The organism is Bacteroides bouchesdurhonensis (assembly GCF_900155865.1).
Taxonomy (GTDB): Bacteria; Bacteroidota; Bacteroidia; order Bacteroidales; family Bacteroidaceae; genus Bacteroides; species Bacteroides bouchesdurhonensis.
The window spans coordinates 4571891-4596517 of the sequence record NZ_LT707006.1 but is presented as its reverse complement, the minus strand read 5'-3'; the positions used below and the strand labels follow the sequence as shown (position 1 = coordinate 4596517).

The window sequence follows — 24627 nt, the reverse complement described above, 5'->3', positions numbered from 1 at the left end:
GTACTATGTCTATGATACGAAATAAATATTTAGCACTGATTGGAGCGGGATTACTGTTTACCGCAGTATCTTGTTCCGATAGTTATGAAGTAAGACCGGTAGAGTTTATATCACTTGATATGGTATTTTCCAAAACAGACTCTCTCGGTAGAAATGCTGTCGCATTTTTGAATAACATCTATGCAGGATTAGAGAATGGTCACAATCGGGTGGGAAGTGATTACTTGGATGCTGCTTCTGATGATGCGATTTCTATTAATGCTGCAGATCCGGATGTATATAAATTGGTAATGGGACGATATTCTGCGAGTACTCGTATCGGTTCGGATATGAGATGGAGTGAGTATTACAATGGAATACGTAAAGCGAATATCTTCGTCAATAATATTGATGTTGTTCCTTTTATGTTAACTTATCAAAATTCAAAAGGAGAGACCAAGCCTTTAAACGCTACTATGAAGGCAGAGGCACGTTTTTTAAGAGCTTGTTTCTATTTTGAATTAGTAAAACGTTATGGTGGCGTGCCTTTGATGGGTGATGAGGTACATCTTTTGGGTGATGACATGGAGATTCCCCGGAATTCATTTGCGGACTGCATCGATTATATTGTTGATGAGCTGGATGCTATTAAAGATGATTTACGTACGAATCCGATGCCGGATTTCGATCTATATGCTCATACTCCTACGCGTGAGGCATGTATAGCAATGAAGGCTAGAGTACTTTTGTATGCAGCAAGCCCTTTATTTAATGAAAATCCCATTGAACCTGGTAATGAATTAATTGGATATGCTTCTTATGATAAAGAACGTTGGAATGATGCAGCTAAGGCAGCTAAAGAGTTTATCGATGAATATGGTCCGGAAGGAAACGGAAGTTATGGTTTGACGGAATCAACAGGGGATTTTCGGGATGTATTTCTAGGTTTCTATAATAAGGATAAGAATCCGGAAGTTATTTTTTATCGTCCCGGTGGAAATAACAAATCGATAGAAACTAATAATGGTCCTTTAGGATTTTCCGGTAATAGTTTGGGTAGAGGGCGTACACTTCCAACACAAAATCTTGTAGATGCTTTCCCTATGAAAGATGGTAAATTTCCTAGTAAGGATGGTAAAACGGGTAGTAGTGAATATAGTAAATATTCTATAAATCAGAACGACCCTTACGAGAATCGTGACCCTCGTTTGGATTATACTGTATTACATCATAACTCTGCATGGTTGAATACAACTCTTGACCTGACACAGGGAGGAACCAATAACCCATCCGGCTCTGCTGAATATTCTAAAACAAGTTATTATATGTGTAAATTCATGGGTAAGTATGCCACAGAATCAGAGTATAGTGACAAGATGCATTTATGGATAATGTATCGGTATGCTGAAGTATTGTTAAATTTTGCTGAAGCTGAAAATGAATATCTGTCTACTCCTTCTCAAGAGGTGTACAATGCAATTATTGCATTGAGAAAACGTGCGGGCATTGAACCCGGTGATAATCAGAAATATGGATTAGAGGATAATATGACACAAGCCAAAATGCGTGAGGTGATCCGAAATGAACGCCGTATTGAGATGGCTTTTGAGGAACAGCGTTATTGGGATATCCGTAGATGGAGAATTGCTGAAGAAATTTTCAAGGAACCTTTGAAGGGATTGGAAATTAAAAGTTCTGCGGGGGTTACAACCTTTACTGAAGTGGATGTATTAGAAACTACGTTTGATATGAAACGTTATTTCTATCCGATCCCGTATGATGAAGTAGTAGAGAATGAAAACATGGTTCAAAATCCGAATTGGTAATATTATGAAAAGATTATTATTTATATTAATATCTATAAGCCTTGTTGCGTCGGCATTTGCTCAATCGTTTGTTTTGAAAGGAATAGTTTCCTCTACCGATGGAGAGTTATTGCCGGGAGTAAACATAAAAGTGCAAGGTACATCAACCGGTACGATTACTGACCTTGATGGTAAATTTGAATTGCAAGTGAATAAAGGTGCAGTGTTGGAGCTTTCTTATGTTGGCTTCAAAAAACAGGTTGTTAAAGTGAATAATCAGGAAACATTGAGTGTGGAATTGTCACCCGATCAAACTGGTTTGGACGAAGTTGTGGTAGTTGGATATGGTAAAGCGAAACGTATCACATTGACAGGAGCTGTTAGTGCTATACAGGCACGTGAAATTCGTAATGTACCGACTAGTAATTTGCAAAATGCGTTAACCGGAAGACTTCCGGGATTCATTAGCCAGCAGAGATCTGGGCAACCGGGAAAAGACGCTTCCGATTTTTTTATCCGTGGTGTCAGTTCACTGAATAATGACGGTAACAAGCCGTTGATCATTGTGGACGATATGCAATATACTTATGAACAGTTGTCACAAATCAATGTAAATGAGATTGAGAGTATCTCCATATTAAAGGATGCTTCTACAACAGCTATTTATGGAATCAAGGGTGCTAATGGTGTATTGGTTGTGAAAACACGTCGTGGACAAGAAGGAAAACCGAAGATTAATTTGCGTTTGGAATCGGGTATGCAGACTCCGGTCCGTACTCCTAAATACCTGAATTCCTACGAATCGTTACAGTTGGTGAGAGAGGCTTATAAGAATGATGGTACTTTATCTGACTTCTCTTATACAGATGATGATATGATTGCTTTTAGAGATCACACTGATCCTTATGGACATCCGGATGTGAACTGGTATAATGAAATATTTAAAAAGATGGCTTTCCAAGAAAATGTTAATGTAGATATTTCTGGTGGTTCCAAAAAACTGAGATATTTCGTTTCTGCAGGATACTTTACTCAGAACGGTTTGGTGAAAGATTTTGGTGCCAAAAACGAAGATGGGATTAATTCTAATTACTTTTATCGTCGTTTCAACTACCGTACAAACATAGATTTTGATGTAACAGATAATTTTAATATGCGTTTGGATGTATCTGCACGTTTTATGAATATTAATGAACCATACAACATGAATGTAACAGGTGAGCTTTATGACTTTTCTAAAATGCATCCTTATTCGGCACCGTTACTGAATCCGAATGGAACTTTTGCTTATCTGTTTGATACACAGGATAGAAAACCTACTTTAAATGCACGATTGGCGAATGAAGGATATAAACGTGTACGTCGTAATGATAATAATATTTTGTACGGTGCTACATGGAAGATGGATTTCTTGACAAAAGGACTTTCTGCTAACTTTCGTTTGGCGTATTCCAGTATGGATGAAAATTGGCGTGCATTGAACCGTAATCGATATCCGACTTATCATTATGATTCTACTAGGGAATTATATAATATTAATCCGAATGCATATTATGACTATGAACATTATTTCCCCTGGAACGGTACCAATTCGGCAACTAAGGATTTGAATATACAAGCTTCTTTAGATTACGCGCGTGTTTTTAATGAGATACACGATGTAAGTGGTATGTTTCTTTATAATCGTCAGAGTACTACTAATGAAAAGGACGCTGCTGTGCCTAACAATTTCGAAGGATATTCCCTGAAGTTGGGCTATAAGTATAAAAGTAAATATTTATTTGATGCTAATATAGGATACAATGGAACTGACCGGTTTGGAAAGGATAACCGTTTCGGGTTCTTTCCGGCTGTGAGTGCTGGTTATGTCATTTCGGAAGAAAATTTCTTCAAGGACGTAGATTGGTTGGAGAAGAATGTGCAATTGTTTAAAATTAGAGCGTCTTATGGTCTTGTGGGGTCCGATGTAGCAGCAGGTGGTCGTTATTTATATCGGCAGGTATACGAGAAGGGAGATGCCTATAATTTTGGTGAAAATAATAGTATAAAATATGAAGGAATTAAGGAAGGTAATTTGGCTAACTTGAATGTGTCATGGGAAAAAGCGAAAAAGTTTGATGTAGCTGTTGAAATGAATCTATTTAATAGAATTTCGTTTACTTTCGATTATTTTCTGGAAAAACGTTATGATCAGTTGGTTACTAGAAATGATATTCCGGATATTTTGGGTATAGGTTTCTCTCCTGAGAATGTGGCAAGAACTACTAATAAGGGATTTGACGGGCAAATTGGCTATCAAGATCGTTTTGGAGAGTTTGATTTTAATACCAACTTGACATATTTATATAGTAAAAATAAAGTAGATTATAAAGCTGAGGCTCAGCAGAAGTATGAATGGTTGCGAGAAACTGGTAAGCCGATCAATCAGCCAATGGGATATCACTGGATCGGCTATTATACACCAGACGATATTACAAAGATTAATTCTGGTGCATCAGATGCGCCTGCAACTCCAAGTGTTCCAGTGCAAGCGGGTGATCTGAAATATGCTGATTTGAATGGTGATGGTGCTATTAATGACTTTGACAAACAAGCGATAGGCAAGCCAAATCTACCAACTACTACTTTGGGGTGGTCCATAGGCGGATATTGGAAAGGATTTAGCTTCAATGTTTTATTCCAAGGTTCATTTGACTATAGTTTTGCTATTAATGGAACGGGTATCGAATCCGGTAAGAGCCAATTTCAGCCGATTCATCAAAAACGTTGGTCACAAGAACGTTATGAAGCTGGTGAAACTATTGAGTTTCCACGTTTGACTATGCAAGAAGGTACCATAAATAGTGCTACTAATTATATGTCGGACTTCTGGTTGATCAATGCATGGTATATTCGTCTGAAAACAATTGATTTAGGTTATCAGCTTCCAAAGAAAGTTTTGCCAAAATTCATAGATAATGTTCGTTTTTACGTGAGTGCTTATAACTTGGTGACTTGGACAAGCTACCATAAGTATCAGCAAGATCCAGAAATTAGTTCAAATACTGCTGGTGATGCTTACATGAATCAACGTGTTGTAAACTTAGGAGTTCAATTGTCATTCTAAAAAGATTATTAGTTGATAGTAAAAAGAGAATAATGTTTTTATTGAAAAGCATTATTCTCTTTCGCTTTTTGTGATATATATTTAGTGGTTATTGTATCTTTGTTCGTCATATAATAAAATGTAATATTGACTACTATAAATAAGAATCATAGGTATGAATAAAAATTTCGCAATCTCTTTGCTATTTTTGTTTGGGAGTGCTGCGTTATCAGCACAAGTAAAGCTACTACCCATATTTTCTGATAATATGGTGTTACAGCAGAAAACACAAGCACCGGTTTGGGGAGAAACTCAACCGAATAAAACGGTGGAAATTACTACTTCTTGGGACAAGAAAAAGTATACTGTACAGGCAGATGCTCAAGGTAAATGGAAAACTAAGGTAGAAACTCCGGTAGCTGGTGGACCTTATACGATGACTATCTCTGATGGAAAGCCTGTAAAACTCAATAATGTGATGATTGGTGAAGTGTGGGTTTGTTCGGGACAATCTAATATGGAGATGCAGGTAGAAGGTTGGGGTAAGGTAAATAATTATGAGCAGGAAAAACAAGAAGCCAATAATTATCCGAATATTCGTTTTTTGTTGGTGAAAAATGCCATAAGTCCTAAACCTATTGATAAAATTGAAGCTGCGGAAAATGGTTGGCAGGTTTGTTCTTCGAAAAGTGTAGCAAATTTTTCTGCTGCCGGATATTTTTTCGGACGTGATCTGAATAAATATCGTAATGTGCCGATTGGGCTGATTGACACTTCCTGGGGTGGTACAATTATAGAAACATGGACGAGTCATGAAGCATTGGCTACTATGCCAAGTATGCAGAAAAGATTGAAAGCATTGGAAGGGCAGCCAGTGACACAAGAAGGACGCAAGAAGAAGTATGAGGCTGATGTTGAGGCTTGGAAAGTGAATATTGAAAAGATTGATAAAGGGTGCGTCAATGGCGAGGCTATATGGGCAGCTCCTAATTTTGATGATAACGCGTGGAAGACAATGAAGATTCCCGGTTGGATGCAGGAAAATGGATTACCGGGATTTAATGGTCTTGTTTGGTTTAGAAAGACTATAGATATTCCTGCTGGTTGGGCGGGAAAAGAATTGACCTTAAATGTGGGTACTATTGATGATAATGATTTTACTTATTTCAATGGTGTAGAAGTTGGACATACGGAAGGATGGATGGCAGGCAGGAGTTATAAAATTCCGAGATCCTTGGTGAAAGGGGGAAAGGCTGTGATTGCAGTACGAGTGCTCGATACTGGTGGTAATGGTGGTATCAACGGAAATCCGGAGAGTATATCGCTTCGTCTTTCTGACTCAGAATCAATACAAATGGCAGGTGACTGGAAATATAAGGTTTCTTTGGATTTGAGAGAGATTGATCCAATGCCTGTTGATATGTCATGGAATCCGAATTATCCGACTCTATTGTTTAATGCGATGCTTAATCCGCTAATTCCTTATGCTATCAAAGGGGCGATTTGGTATCAAGGAGAATCAAATGCGGGAGAAGCTTATCAATACCGTGAGTTGATGCCATTGATGATAACAGACTGGAGAAACCGTTGGGGATATGATTTCCCTTTCTATATGGTACAGTTAGCTAGCTTTACAGCTCAACAAAAAGAACCGGTTGAATCTACTTGGGCAGAATTGAGAGAGGCTCAGACTCGGACGCTGCATTTGGCAAATACCGGTATGGCTGTAGCCATTGATATAGGTGAAGAGGCTGACATTCATCCAAAGAACAAACAAGAAGTAGGACGCCGACTGGCTTTAGCAGCCCGCGCACAGACTTATGGAGAAAAAATACCGTATTCAGGGCCCATGTACAGAAACTACAAGATTGAAGGCAATAAAATCCGAATTAACTTTAGTCATGTAAACGGTGGACTGAAAACGAAAAATGGTGAGAAACCGAAAGGATTTACCATTGCCGGATTGGATCATAAATTCCATTGGGCAGATGCCGTCATTGAAGGAAACTCAATAGTTGTATCTTCACCCGAAGTACCTTTTCCGGTTGCGGTGCGTTATGCTTGGGCTGATTATCCTGTATGTAATATGTATAACGGTGCAGATCTTCCAATGTCTCCATTCCGTACAGATGATTGGAAAGGAATTACTAATGTTGATAAGCAATAGACATTTATTTAATTAATACATTTAATAAACCATGAAGAAACTAGTTTATTTATTAATCTTCTTTTTGTATTCGACAATGATAAATGCTCAACAAAAAGACTTGGTACAGTATGTGAATACACTGCAAGGTACTGATTCTAATTTTGGTTTGAGCTACGGAAATACGTATCCTACAACAGGTATGCCTTATGGTATGCATATGTGGTCTGCACAAACAGGTAAGAATGGGGATGGTTTTAAATATCTTTATGCTTCTGATAAGATACGTGCCTTTAGTCAGTCACATCAATGTAGCCCTTGGGTAAGTGACTATGCTGTTTATTCATTTATGCCAATGGTAGGTGAATTGGTGGTTAATCAAGATAATCGTGCTTCAAAATTCAGTCATGATAATGAGATAGCTAAACCTCATTATTATAAGGTGACATTTGATAATGGTATTACAACTGAAATGGCTCCTACTACGCGTGGTGTACATTTACGCTTCTCATATCCTTCTACCGATGATGCATATCTGGTGATTGACGGATATACAGATATGAGCGATATTAAGATTGATCCGGAAAAGAGACAAATTTCAGGTTGGGTAAATAATCAACGTTTTGTAAATGATTCAAAGTCGTTTCATAACTATTTTGTTGTTCAATTTGACAAACCTTTTGAGGACTATGGAATATGGGAAAATCAAAAGGATGAGATATTCCCGAAAAAGAATGAAGGATCAGGAAAAGGATATGGAGCTTATGTTAAGTTTAAAAAAGGCTCTAAAGTACAGGCCAAAGCGGCTTCTTCTTATATTAGCCCGGAACAAGCATTGGTAACTTTAAATCAGGAGCTAGGTAAAGATAAAAATCTGGAAGTAACAAAAGCACGTGGTCAAAAGACATGGAATGAGTTGCTGAACAGAATTGTTGTTGAAGGTGGTACAGAAGAACAAATTAGGACTTTTTATTCTTGTCTGTTCCGCGCAAATCTATTCTCTCGTAAGTTCTATGAACGTAAGGAGAATGGAGAACCTTACTACTATAGCCCCTATAATGGTAAAATATATGATGGATATATGTATACTGATAACGGATTCTGGGATACTTTCCGTTCACAATTCCCATTGACAAATATTCTTCATCCGACTATGCAGGGACGTTATATGAATGCGTTGCTTGCTGCACAAGAACAATGTGGCTGGTTGCCTTCCTGGTCTTCTCCAGGTGAAACAGGAGGTATGTTAGGTAATCACTCCATCTCACTTTTGGCTGATGCATGGGCAAAAGGCGTTCGTTCTTTTGATCCGGAAAAAGCACTCAAAGCATATGCTAACGAAGCGATGAATAAAGGTCCTTGGGGAGGTGCTAACGGTCGTGGCTTCTGGAAAGAATATTTTGAATTAGGTTACGTTCCTTATCCTGAATCTATGGGATCAAGTGCGCAGACTATGGAATATGCTTATGATGATTTCTGCGGTTACCAATTGGCTAAAATGGTTGGAAATAAGCACTACCAGGATGTCTTTTCCAGACAAATGTATAATTATAAAAATGTGTTCGACAAGTCTATCGGGTTTATGCGCGGTAAAGGTGTAGATGGTAAATGGCAAGAACCATTCGATCCGTTAGAATGGGGCGGACCTTTCTGTGAAGGTAACGCATGGCATTATACATGGTCAGTATTCCATGATGTACAAGGATTGATCGATTTGTTTGGAAGTGACGAGAAGTTTACGACTAAAATAGATTCAGTGTTTACTCTTCCTAATGTTATCAAACCAGGAACTTATGGTGGTGTGATCCATGAAATGAAAGAAATGGAACTAGCTAATATGGGACAATATGCTCATGGTAACCAACCGATTCAACATATGCCATATTTGTATTGCTATGCCGGACAACCTTGGAAAACTCAATATTGGGTACGTCAGATTGTTGAAAGATTGTACAATTCTACAGAAAAAGGATATCCGGGTGATGAAGACCAAGGTGGTATGTCTTCATGGTATATATTGAGTTCATTAGGTATTTATTCAGTTTGTCCGGGTACGGATGAATATGTAATTGGTAGTCCGTTATTTAAGAAAGCTACCATTACAATGGAGAATGGAAATAAATTTGTGATTGAAGCAGATAATAATAGTAAAGAGAATCTGTATATACAGTCGGCCACTTTGAACGGAAGAGATCTGGATAAGAATTACATTCGTTATGACGATATTTTCGATGGTGGAGTGTTGAAATTTGAAATGGGAAGCCAACCAAACAAAGAAAGATGTACTTCCAAGTATGCTGCTCCTTTCTCTTTGTCTAAAGAATAAGAATTCGTTTAATGAATGAAAATCCATAATGAAATATAAGTTTTTTTGTGTGTTATTGTTTGCGTCTGTTTTGATGAGTGGAAAGGTTGCCAAAGCTCAGGTTGCGGCAACCGATTACGCCCATCAGGTAAATACGCTGATTGGTACGAAAGGAGTAGGGTTAGCTTCGGGATATCTTTATCCAGGAGCGACTTATCCTTTTGGTATGGTGCAATTCACACCGTCTTACTTTTCCAAACGGTCGGGATTTGTGATTAACCAATTAAGTGGTGCAGGATGCGAACATATGGGAAACTTTCCGACTTTTCCTGTCAAAGGAAAATTGAAGATGTCTCCTAACAATATATTGGACTATCGGATCAATGTAACAGAAGAAAAGGGACATGCGGGTTATTATGAGGCAACAGTGCAAGAGAGTATCAAAGCCCGGCTGACGGTAACGGAAAGAACAGGGATGGCGCATTATGAGTACCCGGAAGATCAACAGTTTGGTACTGTCATTATCGGAGGAGGAATTTCAGCTACTCCAATAGAACAGGCTGCTATAGTCATTACTGCTCCAAATAGATGTGAGGGATATGCCGAAGGAGGTAATTTCTGCGGACTTAATACTCCTTATAAAGTGTATTTTGCTGCTGAATTTGATACGGATGCTTTGGAATTCGGAATTTGGAAAAGAGATGAACTGAAGCCAAATACCACTTTTGCAGAAGGAGAATATTCCGGAGTTTATTTCACATTTGATGTAAATAAAAAGAAGAATATACAATATAAAATCGGTGTGTCGTATGTTTCTGTTGAGAATGCAAAGGAAAATCTAAAAGCTGAAAATTCAGGATGGAATTTTGCACAGATACAAAACCAGGCTGAAACGAAGTGGAATCATTATTTGGGAATGATTGAAGTAGAAGGTACAAATCCGGACCGTACTACACAATTCTATACACATCTGTATCGCTCTTTTGTTCATCCGAATGTATGCAGTGATGTGAATGGAGAATATATGGGTGCAGATTTCAGAGTTCATAAATCCCGTTCGAAACATTATACTTCATTTAGTAATTGGGATACTTACCGCACACAGATACAGTTGTTAGCAATGTTGGATCCTGAAGTAACCTCCGATATCGTGATTTCTCATCAGTTATTTGCCGAGCAATCCGGAGGTTCTTTCCCACGCTGGGTAATGGCAAATATAGAAACAGGTGTTATGCAAGGTGATCCTAGTTCTATTTTGGTATCCAATGCTTATGCCTTTGGTGCCCGCAATTATGACCCGAAGCCACTTTTCAAGATCATGCGAAAAGGAGCGGAAGAACCTGGAGCTAAGTCACAGAATGAGGAAACTCGTCCGGGACTGAAACAATATCTTGAGAAAGGTTACTACAATGCTTCTATTCAGTTAGAATATACGTCAGCAGATTTTGCAATCGGACAATTTGCTTTACATGCCGTTGGTGATGAATTTGCCAGTTGGCGTTATTTCCACTTTGCCCGTTCCTGGAAGAACCTCTATAACCCAGAGACAGGTTGGTTACAGTCACGTCATCCGGACGGTTCCTGGAAATCGTTAGGAGAGGACTTTCGTGAATCTACCTATAAGAACTATTTCTGGATGGTTCCTTATAATATTGCTGGTTTGGTAGACATTATTGGTGGTAAGGCGGAAGCCGAAAAACGTCTAGATGAATTTTTTAATCGATTGGACGCAGGATATAATGATGCCTGGTTTGCTTCTGGTAATGAACCGAGTTTCCATATTCCTTGGGTATACAATTGGATTGGTCGTCCGTATAAAGCTCAGGAAGTTATCAACCGAGTATTGAATGAACAATATTCCAGTAAGATAGACGGTTTGCCGGGCAATGACGATTTAGGTACTATGGGAGCTTGGTATGTATTTGCCTGTATCGGATTATATCCTGAAATTCCGGGTGTAGGAGGTTTCACTGTAAATACACCCATATTTTCGTCAGTGAAAATACATTTGAAGAAAGGAGATATAGTAATTAAAGGTGGTTCGGAAAAGAATATCTATATACATTCCATGAGACTGAATGGTAAACCATACGATAGTACTTGGATCGATTGGGATGAGCTTTCCAATGGAGCTACGATTGATTATGGTACTTCAAGTAAACCGGATACAAAATGGGGAACAAAAATTCTTCCTCCTTCTTTTCCTTAATTAAGGTTTAATTCTAAATGGTATAAATATGAAAAGAAACTTTTTGAATATTGCCTGTATATTGATGGCAGCAGCTTTTATTTCATCGTGTGGTGAGAAAAAACAAGTATCTCAGGAATTTCCGGATTGGGCATGGGCCGACTTTCAACGTCCGGCAGGAGTGAACCCGGTTATTTCTCCGGACACTACTACCTTCTTCTATTGTCCGATGCGACAAGACTCAGTTGCGTGGGAGGCAAGCGACACCTTTAATCCGGCAGCTACGATTTATGATGGTAAAGTAGTTGTTCTTTACCGGGCAGAAGATAATTCGGCTGTAGGTATTGGTAGCCGTACTTCCCGCTTGGGATATGCTTACTCGGAAGATGGATTGAACTTCAAACGTATGTCCGCTCCTGTATTTTATCCGGGTGATGATAGCCAGAAAGAGTTAGAATGCCCCGGAGGTTGCGAAGATCCTCGGGTTGCAATGACTGAAGATGGATTGTATGTAATGCTTTACACTCAATGGAATCGTAAGAAGGCACGTTTGGCAGTGGCTACATCTCGTGATTTGCAGACATGGGAGAAATATGGTCCTGCTTTTGCAAAAGCTTATGACGGACGTTTCTTCGATGAATTTTCGAAATCAGCTTCTATCATAACGAAATTGGTAGACGGCAAACAAGTCATTGCAAAGATTGATGGAAAATATTGGATGTACTGGGGAGAGAAGTTCGTGAATGTGGCAACTTCTACAGACTTGGTAAATTGGGAGCCAATGTTGGACGAAAATGGAGACTTCCTGAAAGTGATGACTACTCGTGAAGGTAAATTTGACAGTGATTTAACCGAATGCGGACCTCCGGCAATCATGACAGATAAGGGAATTCTTCTCATGTATAACGGAAAGAATAAAGCTGGTGTAGAAGGTGATACACTTTATACAGCCAACTCTTATTGTGCCGGACAGGCTTTGTTTGATACAAATGATCCGACTAAACTGGTTGATCGTCTGGATAAACCGTTCTATGTCCCTGAGTCAGATTTTGAAAAGAGTGGCCAATATCCGGCAGGTACAGTATTTATTGAGGGATTGGTATATTATAAAGACAAGTGGTATTTGTATTATGGTTGTGCAGATTCACGTGTGGCAGTAGCCGTATATGATCCTACTAAAGCCAATGGAGGTAATAAATGAATAAATTAGCTTTTTTCCTTCTCGGAATGATTTGTTCTCTGAATGCAGTAGGTCAAGAGGTCTATTTCCACAACCCAGTAATTCGGGGAGATATGCCTGATCCATCAGTTATTAAGATTAAAGATACTTATTATGCAGCCGGAACCTCTTCGGAGTGGGCTCCTTTTTATCCGATGTTTACTTCTAAGGATTTAATCAATTGGAAACAAGTAGGGCACGTTTTTAAAAAACAGCCGGATTGGACGGTTAATTCTTTCTGGGCACCAGAGTTGTTTTATCATAATAATAAGGTTTATTGTTATTACACTGCTCGTCAGAAAAGTACCGGAATCTCATATATCGGGGTTGCCACTTCGGATTCTCCTTTACATGAGTTTACTGATCATGGTCCTATCATTGAATATGGTACGGAAGCTATTGATGCTTTTGTATATGACGACAATGGACAGTTGTACATTAGTTGGAAAGCATACGGATTGGATAAACGCCCAATCGAAATATTAGGCAGTAAATTATCTGCTGATGGATTGAAGCTGGAAGGTGAACCATTTACTCTGTTAGTCGATGATGAATACATTGGAATGGAAGGACAATATCATTTCAAACAAGGTGAGTATTACTATATCGTATATGCTGCCCATGGATGTTGCGGCCCGTCTAGTGATTACGATGTATATGTAGCCCGTTCCAAGAATTATAAAGGACCTTATGAGAAATATGAAGGAAATCCTATTCTGCATGGTGGAAGCGGTGATTATAAATCTTGTGGTCATGGTACTGCTGTGACAACTCCTGATGGACGAATGTTTTATTTATGCCATGCTTATTTAAAGGGAGACGGATTTTACACCGGAAGACAACCGATTCTCCAGGAAATGTTTGTAGGTGATGACCAATGGGTACATTTCAAAACTGGAAATGTGGCACAGGCTAAACAACCTGTGCCATTCCCCGGTACGTTCCAGAAAGAGTCGGAAGACTTTGAAGATTCCTTTGGTGGAAAGAGCCTGAAAGTAGAATGGAACTGGAATTATCCTTATTCTGATGTCGTAACTACTTTCAAAAAGGGAAAGCTGTTGTTAGCAGGGCACCCTAAGAAAGGAAATCTTCATGGCACAGCTTTATGTTTGCGTGCAGAAACACCGGATTACTCTTATGAAACAAAGTTGGTGAATACAAATAAAAGTGTGAAAGGGCTGACAATGTACGGAGATGACAAAAATTTGGTTATATGGGGAGTTTCCGGCAATAAACTCTTCCTGAAAAGAATTAAAGATAATGAAGAATCTACTCTGTACGAATCTGTTTGTAACAACAAAGAAGTTTATTTGAAAATCACAGTTGAAAAAGGAAGTCTTCTCAACTTCTACCAAAGTAAAGATGGAAAAGAGTGGACTTCGGTGCAGGATACGTATTTTCAAGGACAAGATTTAGTTCGTTGGGACAGAGTATCACGTCCGGGATTGATACATATAGGTGATGTAAATGAACCGGCTGAATTTGAATATTTTAAAACACAAGTAAAAAATAAATGAGAAAGATTTTATTGATGGCAGTAGCGTCCATTTGTTTGGCGACTTCTGCATTTGCTCAGACTGTAAAACCCTTCAAAGAAGGAGATAGAGCTGTTTTCTTAGGAAATAGTATAACGGATGGAGGACATTATCATTCGTTTATTTGGTTGTATTACATGACACGTTTTCCGGATATGCATATCCGGGTGTTCAATGGTGGTATTGGAGGTGATACGGCTTATGACATGAACAAACGTTTGGATGGGGATATCTTTAGTATGAACCCTACTGTGTTGATGGTCACCTTTGGAATGAATGATTCCGGTTATTTTGAATACAACGGTGATAATGCCAAAGAATTTGGTGAACAGAAGTATCAGGAGAGTATTAAAAATTTCCAGCAAATGGAGAAACGTTTCAAAGAACTGCCGAGTACGCGTATGGTAATGCTAGGAACTTCTCCTTATGATGAAACAGCAAAAATAAAAGATAATACCGTATTCAAGAAAAAGAATGAGACGATTAAAAGAATCGTTGAATATCAGAAAGAATCGGCTGCGAAGAATGGTTGGGAATTTACCGATTTGAATGCACCGATGGTTGCACTAAATCAGCAGTTTCAGCAAAAAGACTCTACTTTTACTCTTTGTGGAAACGATAGAATTCATCCGGATAACGATGGACACATGGTAATGGCTTATTTATTTTTGAAAGCACAAGGATTTAGTGGTAAGAATGTAGCGGATGTAGAAATTAACGCTAATAAAAAAGAGGCGATTAAATCAGAGAACTGTACCATTTCGAATATAAAGAAGATTGGTAAAGATATTAGCTTTGATTATCTGGCAGAGTCTTTGCCTTATCCTCTGGATACGATTGCTCGTGGATGGGGATCAAAGAAAAGCCAGGCAGATGTTGTCAAGGTTGTTCCTTTTATGGAAGAAATGAATAGTGAGATCCTGAAGGTAACCGGGCTGAAAGGACAGTATAGATTGTTGATTGATGACGAAGAAATAGGTATTTGGAATGCTGCTGATCTGGAGAAAGGTATCAACTTGGCGGCTGAATCAAAGACCCCTCAATATCAACAAGCATTGGCTATTATGCACCTCAATGAGTATCGTTGGGAACTTGAAAGAACTTTCCGCGAATATGCATGGTGTCAGTTTGGATTCTTCCAACAGCAAGGATTGCTTTTTGCTAATAATAGAAAAGCGATCGAAGTCATGGACGAAAATGTAGATAAGAATATGTGGTTGAAAGGACGTCGTGATATGTATTCGAAGATGATTTACGAATCTGTACGGGATGCACGCCAACAAGAGATGGATGTGTTGGTATCTAAAATATATGAGATTAATAAACCGATTACAAGAAAGGTCGTTTTAAGGAAGATTTGATCTTTTCTTTTGAAAAGGATTGTAAAGCAGGAAATGGTGCAGACAGTGGTCGGCACCATTTTTTTATTGTATAACGTAGAAACTATTAAATCATAGAAAAGCGTAAAAACTCAATTAGAGAGTTAGTTTCTTTTCCAGAAATCAGAACTAAAAAGCAACAACACAGTGAATAACTCCAACCGTCCAAGTAACATAAGGAAAGAAAGTAACCATTTGGATATATCAGGAAGTGCACTCCACGAATAAGCAGGACCGAAAAGTCCAAGACCCGGACCCATGTTACCCATACTGGAAATAACAGTACCCAATGATTCGAGGAATCCTACTCCTAATCCCATCATGATAAGCGTACTGATAATGACAATCACTACATAGAGGAAAGTGAATGCCAATACTGTAGATTGTATGGATGGAGAAATCACCTGTTTATTTACCCGAACAGGAAGCACAGCATTCGGATGTATGATATGCTTGAATTCATTTTTGGAAATTTTGCTTAGAATCACCATTCGGATACATTTGATACCTCCTGTAGTACTTCCTGCACAGGCTCCTACCACCATGACAATAATAAGACATCCCCATAAGATAGAAGGCCATAACATATAATCTGTCGTAGCAAACCCTGTAGACGTGTGAAGTGAAATCACTTGGAATAATGATTTCCGAAATGCCTCTTCGATACTGATTGGGCTTGTCTCATAAAGCCAGACTGCTATAAAGGCAGTAAAGAATACCACCGACATGAAATACCATTTTAGTTCTGCATCATGGATGAATTTCTTAATTTTGCCATTTACAAGTAATAAAAGCAAAGTGAAATTGACTCCTGAAAGGAACATAAAGATGGAAATTACATATTCTATATAAGGTGATTGGTAATGCTCAATACTTGCCTGTTTGGTAGAGAATCCTCCTGTACCGGTAGTTGCAAAAGCATGGCAGATACTATCAAATATACCCATACCACCAAATACTAACAAAAGAATTAAAGTACCCGTCATACCGGCGTAAATACCCCAGATCCATTTAGCGGTGACCCCAATACGCGGATGAACTTTATCATGGGTAGGTCCGCTAGCTTCTGCTGCAAACACCTGAATACCCCCCATACCGAAAATCGGAAGAACGGCAATGGTGAAGAATACAATACCTAAACCACCAATCCATTGTGTCATAGCTCTCCAGAAAAGAATTCCATGAGGCATGGATTCTATATTATCCATAATAGTAGCTCCTGTACTACTGAAACCGGACATCGTTTCAAAGAAAGCATCTGTTATTTTAGGAATGTATCCACCTATATAATAAGGTAACATCCCGAAAATTGAAAAGGCGACCCAGGATATGCTTACAATGACGTATCCATCGCGCCGGTTTAACGATCTTACTGCATTCTTTCCGATAGCAAGTAATAGCATTCCAACACAACAAGTGATGGCTGACGAAAGAAGGAAGCTATTCAGGTCATTCTCTTTATAGAATAAGGAAACTCCTCCACAACACATTAACATGGCTGTTTCTATCAAGAGCAGGAAGCCCAGAATCCGCAATATCATTTTGGAATTGATCATATAAGTAATCCTCCAATATATTGGCTAATATACTAATTGTCGTACCTATAAAACGCAATTAATTGAGTATATTAGCACATTGGCCTATTATTAATTAAAGAACTTTTCAATCTTTTTTATCATCATACTCAGACAGAATACTACGACGTGGTCACCGGGACGAATCAGTGTATCACCGGTAACCAGCACACCTTCACCGTTACGTATCATACCACCGATAGTAGTACCTTTCGGCAGTCCAAGATCCTTAATCAAGTGCTTTGTTATTTTAGCTCCTTCCGGCACAGTAAACTCTGCCACATCCGCATTCGCAAAAGTCAGGCATTTCACATTGGAAACATCTGCATCCAACATCATCTGGTAGATATGACTAGCCGCAATCATCTTTTTATTGATAACCGTACCGATGTCAAGACTTTCCGCCATACTGATATAGTCGATATTCTCCACTTCGGCGACTGTCTTTTCAACTCCCATTCGTTTTGCTGCAAGACAAGCAAGAATATTCGTTTCCGAATTTCCGGTAAGGGCAACAAAAGCTTCGGTATTTTTCAATCCTTCTTCAATGAGTAAGTCCATATCACGCCCATCTCCATTAATGATCATTGTTTTGTCATCTAATATCTCCGTCAGGCGGTTACAACGGGTTATATTATTATCTACTATTTTAACCTGCATATAGTCCGGTACATATTGTGCAGTGCGGACAGCGATACGGCTTCCCCCCATTATCATAACGTTGCGCACATCGGCAAAATCTTCTTTACCGGCTATTTTCCGAATGTAAGGGAGGTATTTACGGGTAGTAGTAAAGTATACGATGTCATGCAGTTTGATCACATCGTCTCCACGCGGGATAATTGTCTCCGTTCCACGCTTGATAGCTACAACGTGATAAGGGATATTCGGTCCTCCTAATTGATGCAGTGGGATATTCAGGATTTCTGCTTTTTCCCGCATCTTGGTACCGATAAGCAATAAAGCCCCCCCGCAAAACTCCCACCATTGACGTACCCAGCTCATGCGCATGGACGATACAATTTCTTTAGCAGCCAACATCTCCGGATAGATCAACGAATGAACACCCAGTTTTTTGAAGAACTCTTTATTCTTTGGTAGAAGATATTCGTAGTTATCAATGCGGGCAACCGTCTTTTTAGCTCCCAGGTTGGTGGCTAGCATACACGCAGTCATGTTCCGGCTTTCGTCGGGAGTAACAGCAATAAATAGATCTGCTTCTTTCACACCTACCTCTTTTAGACCGGAGATAGAGGAAGGGGAAGCTGTGACCGTTAGCAAGTCGAAATTGGAACTAATAGTACTTAGTTTCTCTTCGTCATCGTCCATCAGGATAATATCCTGCTTCTCACGCGACAACAATTTAGCCAGATGAGTGCCTACGTTGCCGGCACCTGCGATAATGATCTTCATTTCTAGTTCGTTAGTTCTTTTATTTTGCTTGTAACAGGTAAAAGAGCACATTGATTCAATAGCTCTTTGGTTATGCTATTTTCATCCATTCCACAAAGCTGGTAGAGTTCCGTTACCGTACCATGTTGTACAAACCTGTCTGGGAGTCCGATACGCTTGATTGCCGGAGTATATCCATGATCCGACATAAATTCAAGTACGGCACTTCCCATACCTCCCTGAATCACTCCATCTTCTACAGTGATGACGCGGCTAAAATTGCGACCTACTTCGTGAAGTAGCTCTTCATCCAGCGGTTTAAGGAATCGCAGGTCGTAATGAGCGATATCTCTTCCGGATTCAGCTTCAGCATGACTGATGGCCGAAGCTACCTTATTGCCAATAGGTCCGATGCTGATAACGGCAAGATCATTACCATCTTTCAATTTCCTTCCTTTGCCAACCGGAATCTCTTCAAACGGACACATCCAATCGACCAATACACCCCTTCCACGCGGATAGCGCAACACAAACGGTCCCTTATCCGGAAGTTGTGCGGTATACATTAATCTTCTCAGTTCATGTTCATCCATGGGGGAAGCGATCGTCAGATTAGGTATCGGACGTAGATATGCCATATCAAATGCTCCATGATGTGTAGGACCATCTTCGCCAACCAATCCGGCACGATCCAGACAGAATACGACAGAAAGATTTTGGATCGCTACGTCATGAATAATATTATCGTATGCCCGTTGCATGAACGATGAATAAATGTTGCAGAATGGCAGCAAACCATCTTTTGCCATACCTCCGGAGAAAGTTACAGCATGTCCTTCGGCAATTCCAACATCGAAAGCCCGTCCGGGCATTTTAGACATAAGAATGTTCATCGAACATCCCGAAGGCATAGCCGGAGTGACACCGAAAATCTTGGAATTGGCTTCTGCCAGTTCAACCAATGTGTTACCGAATACATCCTGATAGAGGGGAGGAATTCCTACTGTATTGGCAATAAAACGTTCTCCCGTTACAGGATCGAACTTACCCGGAGCATGCCACTCGGTAGCATGTTTTTCCGCCGGTGCGAATCCTTTTCCTTTCACAGTATGCAGATGCAGTATTTTGGGACCTTGCAGGTCTTTTATATCACGCAATACTCTTGTCAGATTTTTCACATCGTGTCCGTCGATAGGACCGAAGTAACGGATATTCATTCCCTCAAAAATATTCTGCTGTTGGGCTGCCATTGATTTCAGGCTATTTCCGAAGCGGATAAGAGCTTTACGACGTTCATCATTCAGAATACCGAGCTTGAACAATAAACGGGAAGCTTTGAAACGTAATTGATTATAACGGTTCGAGGTTGTCAGGTTGAACAAATATTGCTTCATCCCGCCCACGCTGCGGTCGATAGCCATATCATTATCATTCAGGATAATGAGCAGGTTGTTTGAAGTAGTAGAAGTATTGTTCAACCCTTCAAAGGCTAATCCGCCGCTCATGGAGCCATCACCAAGGATTGCTACAACATGACGGTCCTTTTCCCCTTTTTGGGATGCAGCAACAGCCATACCCAACGCAGCAGATATCGAATTGGATGCATGTCCGCAAGTGAAAGTATCATATTCGCTTTCTTCCGGTGAAGGGAAAGGGCGGATACCTCCTAATTTACGGTTGGTAAAGAAAGCTTCCCGTCTTCCTGTCAGAATCTTATGTCCATATGCCTGATGACCGACATCCCACACAATACGGTCATAGGGTGTATTATAAATGTAGTGTAAGGCAACTGTAAGCTCAACAGTCCCTAGGCTGGCGGCAAAGTGTCCCGGATTACACGAGAGTTCTTTTATAATGTCTTGCCTCAGTTCATCACATACTTCCGGCAGTTGCTCTACGTTCAGCTGCCGTAGGTCATCAGGGGTGTTGATAGAGTTTAGCAAGTTATATGTAGGTTCATTCTTCATGATTCGAGAAAATTTAGTGCAAAAATACAAAAAGAAAACGGATAGTGCCTACTTTTCAACAAATTCTTCTATTGTCTGGTTCTGCTTCAGGCTTGAGGTGTGTGTGGGCTATTAGTAAAGGTGTTGTTGTCCCTTAATAGAAAACTTGCTGTCTCTTAATAGAAAACTTATTCTTCCTTAATAGAAAACTATGTTTTCATGAATACCAAACTGTAACCGTAAGCTTCGGCTTTATAACCGCAAGCTTCGGTTACATAATCGAAGGTTCCGGTTTTAAAACCGGAACTTGCGGTTAAAGCTTTGCAACCTATAAGATACACTTTTTCTCGGAAATAAACAAGTAATCTTCTATATGACATCAATAATACGCCTATAAGTTTTTCTTATTTTAGTTGTATCCAATGTAGGTAAAGTCGCATCTTTATTATACTTTTGTCCTACGATAAAGAAATTAAAAGAGAAAAATAAGATGGATTTCCAAACGAAGGTTGAACTTCCCACAGGTATGCCTCCTGTCACTCATGCCGGACAAATACTCTTAATGGGATCTTGTTTCGCTGAGAATATAGGTTTGCAACTGATGGAAAACAAATTTAAGATAGATGTAAATCCTTTCGGCATCCTTTATAATCCTCTTTCCGTTTTGGCTGCTTTGATTGAAGTATTGAAAGGGAAGGAATATCAGCAGGATGATCTTTTTGTATATAAGGACTATTGGCATAGCCCGATGCATCATGGTTCTTTTTCTGCCTCTACACAGGAAGAGACTCTTCGGAATATAAATGCCCGTTTGCAACAAGCCCATCAGTCTATTCACGAACTCGATTGGTTGATATTGACTTTCGGTACTGCTTACGTTTATGAACAGAAGGGTACAGGGAAAGTCGTGTCTAACTGCCATAAGCAACCGGAAAGCTATTTTACTCGCAGACTACTTTCGGTAGATGAAATAGTGGGTGAATATGTTTCACTTATTGCCAGTATGACAGCACGTAATTCGAATTTGAAGATACTGTTTACAGTGAGTCCTATCCGGCATATACGTGATGGGTTGCATGCGAACCAGTTGAGCAAAGCTACCTTATTGTTAGCTATCGCACGTTTGCAGCAACAATTCCCGGAGCATGTTTTCTACTTCCCTTCTTACGAGATCGTGTTGGACGAACTGCGTGACTACCGTTTTTATGCTGATGATATGCTGCATCCGTCTTCATTGACAGTCCGTTATTTGTGGGAACGCTTCTCGGAAGTTTTCTTCTCTATGGAAACAAAACAAATAATAATGGCTGTAAAAGACATCTGCCAGGATTTGGCACATAAGCCTTTCCATCCGCGTTCGGAAGCGTATCAACGCTTTTTAGGACAAATAGTGTTAAAAATAGAACGACTTAACAGAAAATACCCGTACTTAGATTTTCAAAAAGAAAAAGAACTATGCCGTATACGATTGAATCCATAGCCGAATATATCGGTGCCCGTCGTGTGGGAAAACATGAAACTACTATTGATTGGCTGCTAACAGATAGCCGCTCTTTGAGTTTCCCCGAAGAAACTCTCTTCTTTGCTTTAACAACGAAACGCAGTAATGGTTCTCGTTATATCCCTGAATTGTATGATCGGGGAGTGCGCAATTTTGTAGTTTCCAAAGAGGACTATGAGACGATAGTTCAGGAAGAATGGATACCGGACGATATGCAATCATCCCCTGTCAATTATTTAATTGTAGCCAATCCTCTGAAAGCACTGCAAAAGTTAGCTGAGATACATCGGGAAAATTTTAAAATACCTGTGATTGGTATCACAGGCAGTAATGGAAAAACGATTGTAAAGGAGTGGCTTCATCAACTGCTGAGTCCGGATCGTTGCATTGTACGTTCTCCGCGTAGTTATAATTCTCAAATTGGTGTTCCTCTGTCTGTCTGGCAATTGAGTGATGAGGCCGAACTAGGTATCTTTGAAGCTGGAATATCTGAGATGGGAGAGATGGGAGCTTTGAAAAAGATTATACAGCCTACCATTGGCATTCTAACTAATATTGGGGGTGCCCATCAGGAAAACTTTTTCTCTTTGCAGGAAAAGTGTATGGAAAAGCTGACGCTCTTCAAAGATTGCGATGTAGTGATTTACGATGGAGATAATGAACTTATCAGCAATTGCGTGGCAAAATCTATGCTGACAGCACGTGAGATTGCCTGGAGCCGTAAAGATATCGAACGTCCTTTATATATCAACCGGATTATCAAGAAAGAAGACCATACAGTTGTTTCATACCGTTATCTGGATATGGATAATACGTTCTGTATCCCCTTCATTGATGATGCTTCTATCGAAAATGCATTGAATTGTTTGGCTGCTTGCCTTTATTTGATGACACCGGCCGACCAAATTACGGAACGTATGGCACGTTTGGAACCGGTAGCAATGCGGTTGGAAGTAAAAGAAGGAAAGAATGGATGTGTATTAATCAATGATAGTTACAATTCAGATTTAGCCTCGTTAGATATTGCACTTGATTTTCTGGTACGTCGTTCGGAAAAGAAAGGATTGAAGCGAACACTTATCTTATCGGATATCCTGGAAACAGGGCAAAGCACTGCAACACTTTATCGTCGTGTGGCACAATTGGTGCAAAGCCGTAAGATTAATAAATTGATTGGAGTAGGGCCTGAGATATCTTCTTGTGCCGCCCGCTTGGATGGTACGCCGGAATGTTATTTCTTTCCGAATACAAAGGCATTGCTGGGATCGGATATTTTAAAATCTCTTCATTCGGAAGTAATTCTGGTGAAAGGTTCCCGTATCTTTAATTTTGATCAGGTATCGGATGAATTGGAGTTGAAAGTTCATGAAACGATTCTGGAAGTAAATCTTGGGGCGATGGTTGCTAATTTAAATTATTATCGTTCCATGCTTCGCCATCCGGAAACTAAAGTGGTTTGTATGGTGAAAGCTTCCGCTTATGGAGCAGGATCCTATGAAATAGCAAAGACATTGCAAGAACATCATGTCGATTATTTGGCGGTAGCTGTGGCGGATGAAGGATCTGAGCTCCGGAAGGCTGGAATTACTTCTTCCATTATTATAATGGATCCTGAACTTACTGCATTTAAAACGATGTTCGATCATAAATTAGAGCCGGAAGTATATAACTTTCATCTGTTGGATGCACTGATCAAAGCAGCGGAAAAGGAAGGAATTACTAATTTCCCGATTCATGTGAAACTTGATACGGGTATGCACCGCCTAGGATTTGAAATCGATGAAATACCGTTATTAATACGTCGGTTGAAGAATCAGAATGCGGTTATTCCCCGTTCTGTCTTTTCTCATTTTGTGGGGAGTGATTCGCCTCAATTTGATACTTTCACTCGTCGGCAGATTGAACTGTTTGAGAAAGGTTCGCAGGAATTGCAGGCTGCTTTTTCACATAAGATTCTACGTCATATTTGCAATACGGCAGGTATCGAGCGTTTCCCGGGCGCACAATTTGATATGGTACGCTTAGGTATCGGACTTTATGGAGTGAGCCCGATAGACAATTCTATTATATATAATGTAAGTACACTTAAAACAACTATTTTGCAGATACGGGACGTGCCCGAAGAAGATACAGTAGGCTATAGTCGTATGGGACATTTGAATCGCCCATCGCGTATAGCGGCCATTCCTATTGGTTACGCCGACGGACTGAACCGGCATTTAGGGCGTGGCAATGCTTACTGTTTAGTGAATGGAAAGAAAGCCCCCTATGTAGGCAATATCTGTATGGATGTCTGTATGATTGATGTCACTGATATCGATTGTCGGGAAGGCGACCAAGCTATTATCTTTGGAGACGATCTGCCAATCACCGTATTATCAGATAAGTTGGATACCATACCTTATGAAGTGCTGACCAGTATTTCAACCCGGGTAAAACGAGTCTATTATCAAGATTAGATAGAATAGAAAACGGAAAGTGGACGGTAGATAATGCGTTTACGCGGTTGTTCATAACACAAATTATCAATTATCCATCGTCCATTATCCATTTAAATACTTATCTTTGCGCGG

13 protein-coding genes are annotated in these 24627 nt (G+C 39.7%); 10 read left to right on the top strand and 3 right to left on the bottom strand.

Annotated features, from left to right (window positions below):
• The first annotated feature begins 11 nt into the window (after positions 1-11).
• From CZ225_RS20035 to CZ225_RS20000, 8 genes are all read left to right on the top strand, one after another.
• Positions 12-1805 (top strand): RagB/SusD family nutrient uptake outer membrane protein, encoded by a 1794-nt coding sequence (locus CZ225_RS20035; protein ID WP_077155205.1) that lies wholly within the window; start codon positions 12-14, stop codon positions 1803-1805.
• Positions 1806-1809: 4 nt separating this feature from the next.
• Positions 1810-4890, top strand: coding sequence for a SusC/RagA family TonB-linked outer membrane protein (locus CZ225_RS20030; RefSeq protein ID WP_077155906.1), 3081 nt, complete (start codon positions 1810-1812; stop codon positions 4888-4890).
• 154 nt (positions 4891-5044) lie between these two features.
• A complete protein-coding gene (locus CZ225_RS20025) occupies positions 5045-7036 on the top strand; it encodes a sialate O-acetylesterase (RefSeq protein ID WP_077155204.1) in 1992 nt (663 codons plus the stop codon).
• A 31-nt stretch (positions 7037-7067) separates the two neighbouring features.
• The gene (locus CZ225_RS20020) at positions 7068-9341 is read left to right on the top strand and encodes a GH92 family glycosyl hydrolase (protein WP_077155203.1); all 2274 of its coding nucleotides are present in this window, start codon (positions 7068-7070) and stop codon (positions 9339-9341) included.
• A gap of 28 nt (positions 9342-9369) precedes the next feature.
• Positions 9370-11529, top strand: a complete 2160-nt coding sequence (locus CZ225_RS20015) for a GH92 family glycosyl hydrolase (RefSeq protein ID WP_077155202.1) — start codon at positions 9370-9372, stop codon at positions 11527-11529.
• Positions 11530-11557: 28 nt separating this feature from the next.
• Entirely contained in the window at positions 11558-12709 is a 1152-nt protein-coding gene (locus tag CZ225_RS20010) for a glycoside hydrolase family 130 protein (RefSeq protein WP_077155201.1), read from the top strand.
• The gene (locus CZ225_RS20005; RefSeq protein ID WP_077155200.1) at positions 12706-14244 is read left to right on the top strand and encodes a family 43 glycosylhydrolase; all 1539 of its coding nucleotides are present in this window, start codon (positions 12706-12708) and stop codon (positions 14242-14244) included. Before CZ225_RS20010 ends, CZ225_RS20005 begins: the two co-directional genes overlap by 4 nt.
• A complete protein-coding gene (locus tag CZ225_RS20000; RefSeq protein ID WP_077155199.1) occupies positions 14241-15623 on the top strand; it encodes an SGNH/GDSL hydrolase family protein in 1383 nt (460 codons plus the stop codon). The genes CZ225_RS20005 and CZ225_RS20000 overlap by 4 nt, the downstream gene beginning before the upstream one ends.
• Positions 15624-15745: 122 nt before the next feature.
• Here the strand turns inward: CZ225_RS20000 and CZ225_RS19995 are convergent, their stop codons facing one another.
• The 3 genes from CZ225_RS19995 to dxs form a co-directional block, all read right to left on the bottom strand.
• A complete protein-coding gene (locus CZ225_RS19995; protein ID WP_129585838.1) occupies positions 15746-17197 on the bottom strand; it encodes a TrkH family potassium uptake protein in 1452 nt (483 codons plus the stop codon).
• A 90-nt stretch (positions 17198-17287) separates the two neighbouring features.
• Positions 17288-18628, bottom strand: a complete 1341-nt coding sequence (gene trkA / locus CZ225_RS19990; protein WP_025074961.1) for a Trk system potassium transporter TrkA — start codon at positions 18626-18628, stop codon at positions 17288-17290.
• Between the two features lie 2 nt (positions 18629-18630).
• Positions 18631-20574 (bottom strand): 1-deoxy-D-xylulose-5-phosphate synthase, encoded by a 1944-nt coding sequence (gene dxs, locus CZ225_RS19985; RefSeq protein ID WP_077155904.1) that lies wholly within the window; start codon positions 20572-20574, stop codon positions 18631-18633.
• A gap of 469 nt (positions 20575-21043) precedes the next feature.
• Here dxs and CZ225_RS19980 point away from each other — a divergent pair, with 469 nt between their 5' ends.
• Both CZ225_RS19980 and CZ225_RS19975 read left to right on the top strand, forming a co-directional pair.
• Positions 21044-22033, top strand: a complete 990-nt coding sequence (locus CZ225_RS19980; protein ID WP_077155198.1) for a GSCFA domain-containing protein — start codon at positions 21044-21046, stop codon at positions 22031-22033.
• Positions 22009-24513 carry a bifunctional UDP-N-acetylmuramoyl-tripeptide:D-alanyl-D-alanine ligase/alanine racemase gene (locus CZ225_RS19975; protein ID WP_077155197.1) on the top strand — a complete coding sequence of 835 codons (2505 nt, stop codon included), beginning with the start codon at positions 22009-22011 and terminating at the stop codon, positions 24511-24513. The genes CZ225_RS19980 and CZ225_RS19975 overlap by 25 nt, the downstream gene beginning before the upstream one ends.
• Positions 24514-24627: the final 114 nt, after the last annotated feature.

Coding starts and splice junctions, on each gene's coding strand:
- CZ225_RS19980 (WP_077155198.1), top strand. CDS start 21,044: ATGGATTTCCAAACGAAGGTTGAACTTCCCACAGGTATGCCTCCTGTC.
- CZ225_RS19975 (WP_077155197.1), top strand. CDS start 22,009: ATGCCGTATACGATTGAATCCATAGCCGAATATATCGGTGCCCGTCGT.
- CZ225_RS20030 (WP_077155906.1), top strand. CDS start 1,810: ATGAAAAGATTATTATTTATATTAATATCTATAAGCCTTGTTGCGTCG.
- CZ225_RS20000 (WP_077155199.1), top strand. CDS start 14,241: ATGAGAAAGATTTTATTGATGGCAGTAGCGTCCATTTGTTTGGCGACT.
- CZ225_RS19995 (WP_129585838.1), bottom strand. CDS start 17,197: ATGATCAATTCCAAAATGATATTGCGGATTCTGGGCTTCCTGCTCTTG.
- CZ225_RS20025 (WP_077155204.1), top strand. CDS start 5,045: ATGAATAAAAATTTCGCAATCTCTTTGCTATTTTTGTTTGGGAGTGCT.
- trkA (WP_025074961.1), bottom strand. CDS start 18,628: ATGAAGATCATTATCGCAGGTGCCGGCAACGTAGGCACTCATCTGGCT.
- dxs (WP_077155904.1), bottom strand. CDS start 20,574: ATGAAGAATGAACCTACATATAACTTGCTAAACTCTATCAACACCCCT.
- CZ225_RS20035 (WP_077155205.1), top strand. CDS start 12: ATGATACGAAATAAATATTTAGCACTGATTGGAGCGGGATTACTGTTT.
- CZ225_RS20005 (WP_077155200.1), top strand. CDS start 12,706: ATGAATAAATTAGCTTTTTTCCTTCTCGGAATGATTTGTTCTCTGAAT.
- CZ225_RS20020 (WP_077155203.1), top strand. CDS start 7,068: ATGAAGAAACTAGTTTATTTATTAATCTTCTTTTTGTATTCGACAATG.
- CZ225_RS20015 (WP_077155202.1), top strand. CDS start 9,370: ATGAAATATAAGTTTTTTTGTGTGTTATTGTTTGCGTCTGTTTTGATG.
- CZ225_RS20010 (WP_077155201.1), top strand. CDS start 11,558: ATGAAAAGAAACTTTTTGAATATTGCCTGTATATTGATGGCAGCAGCT.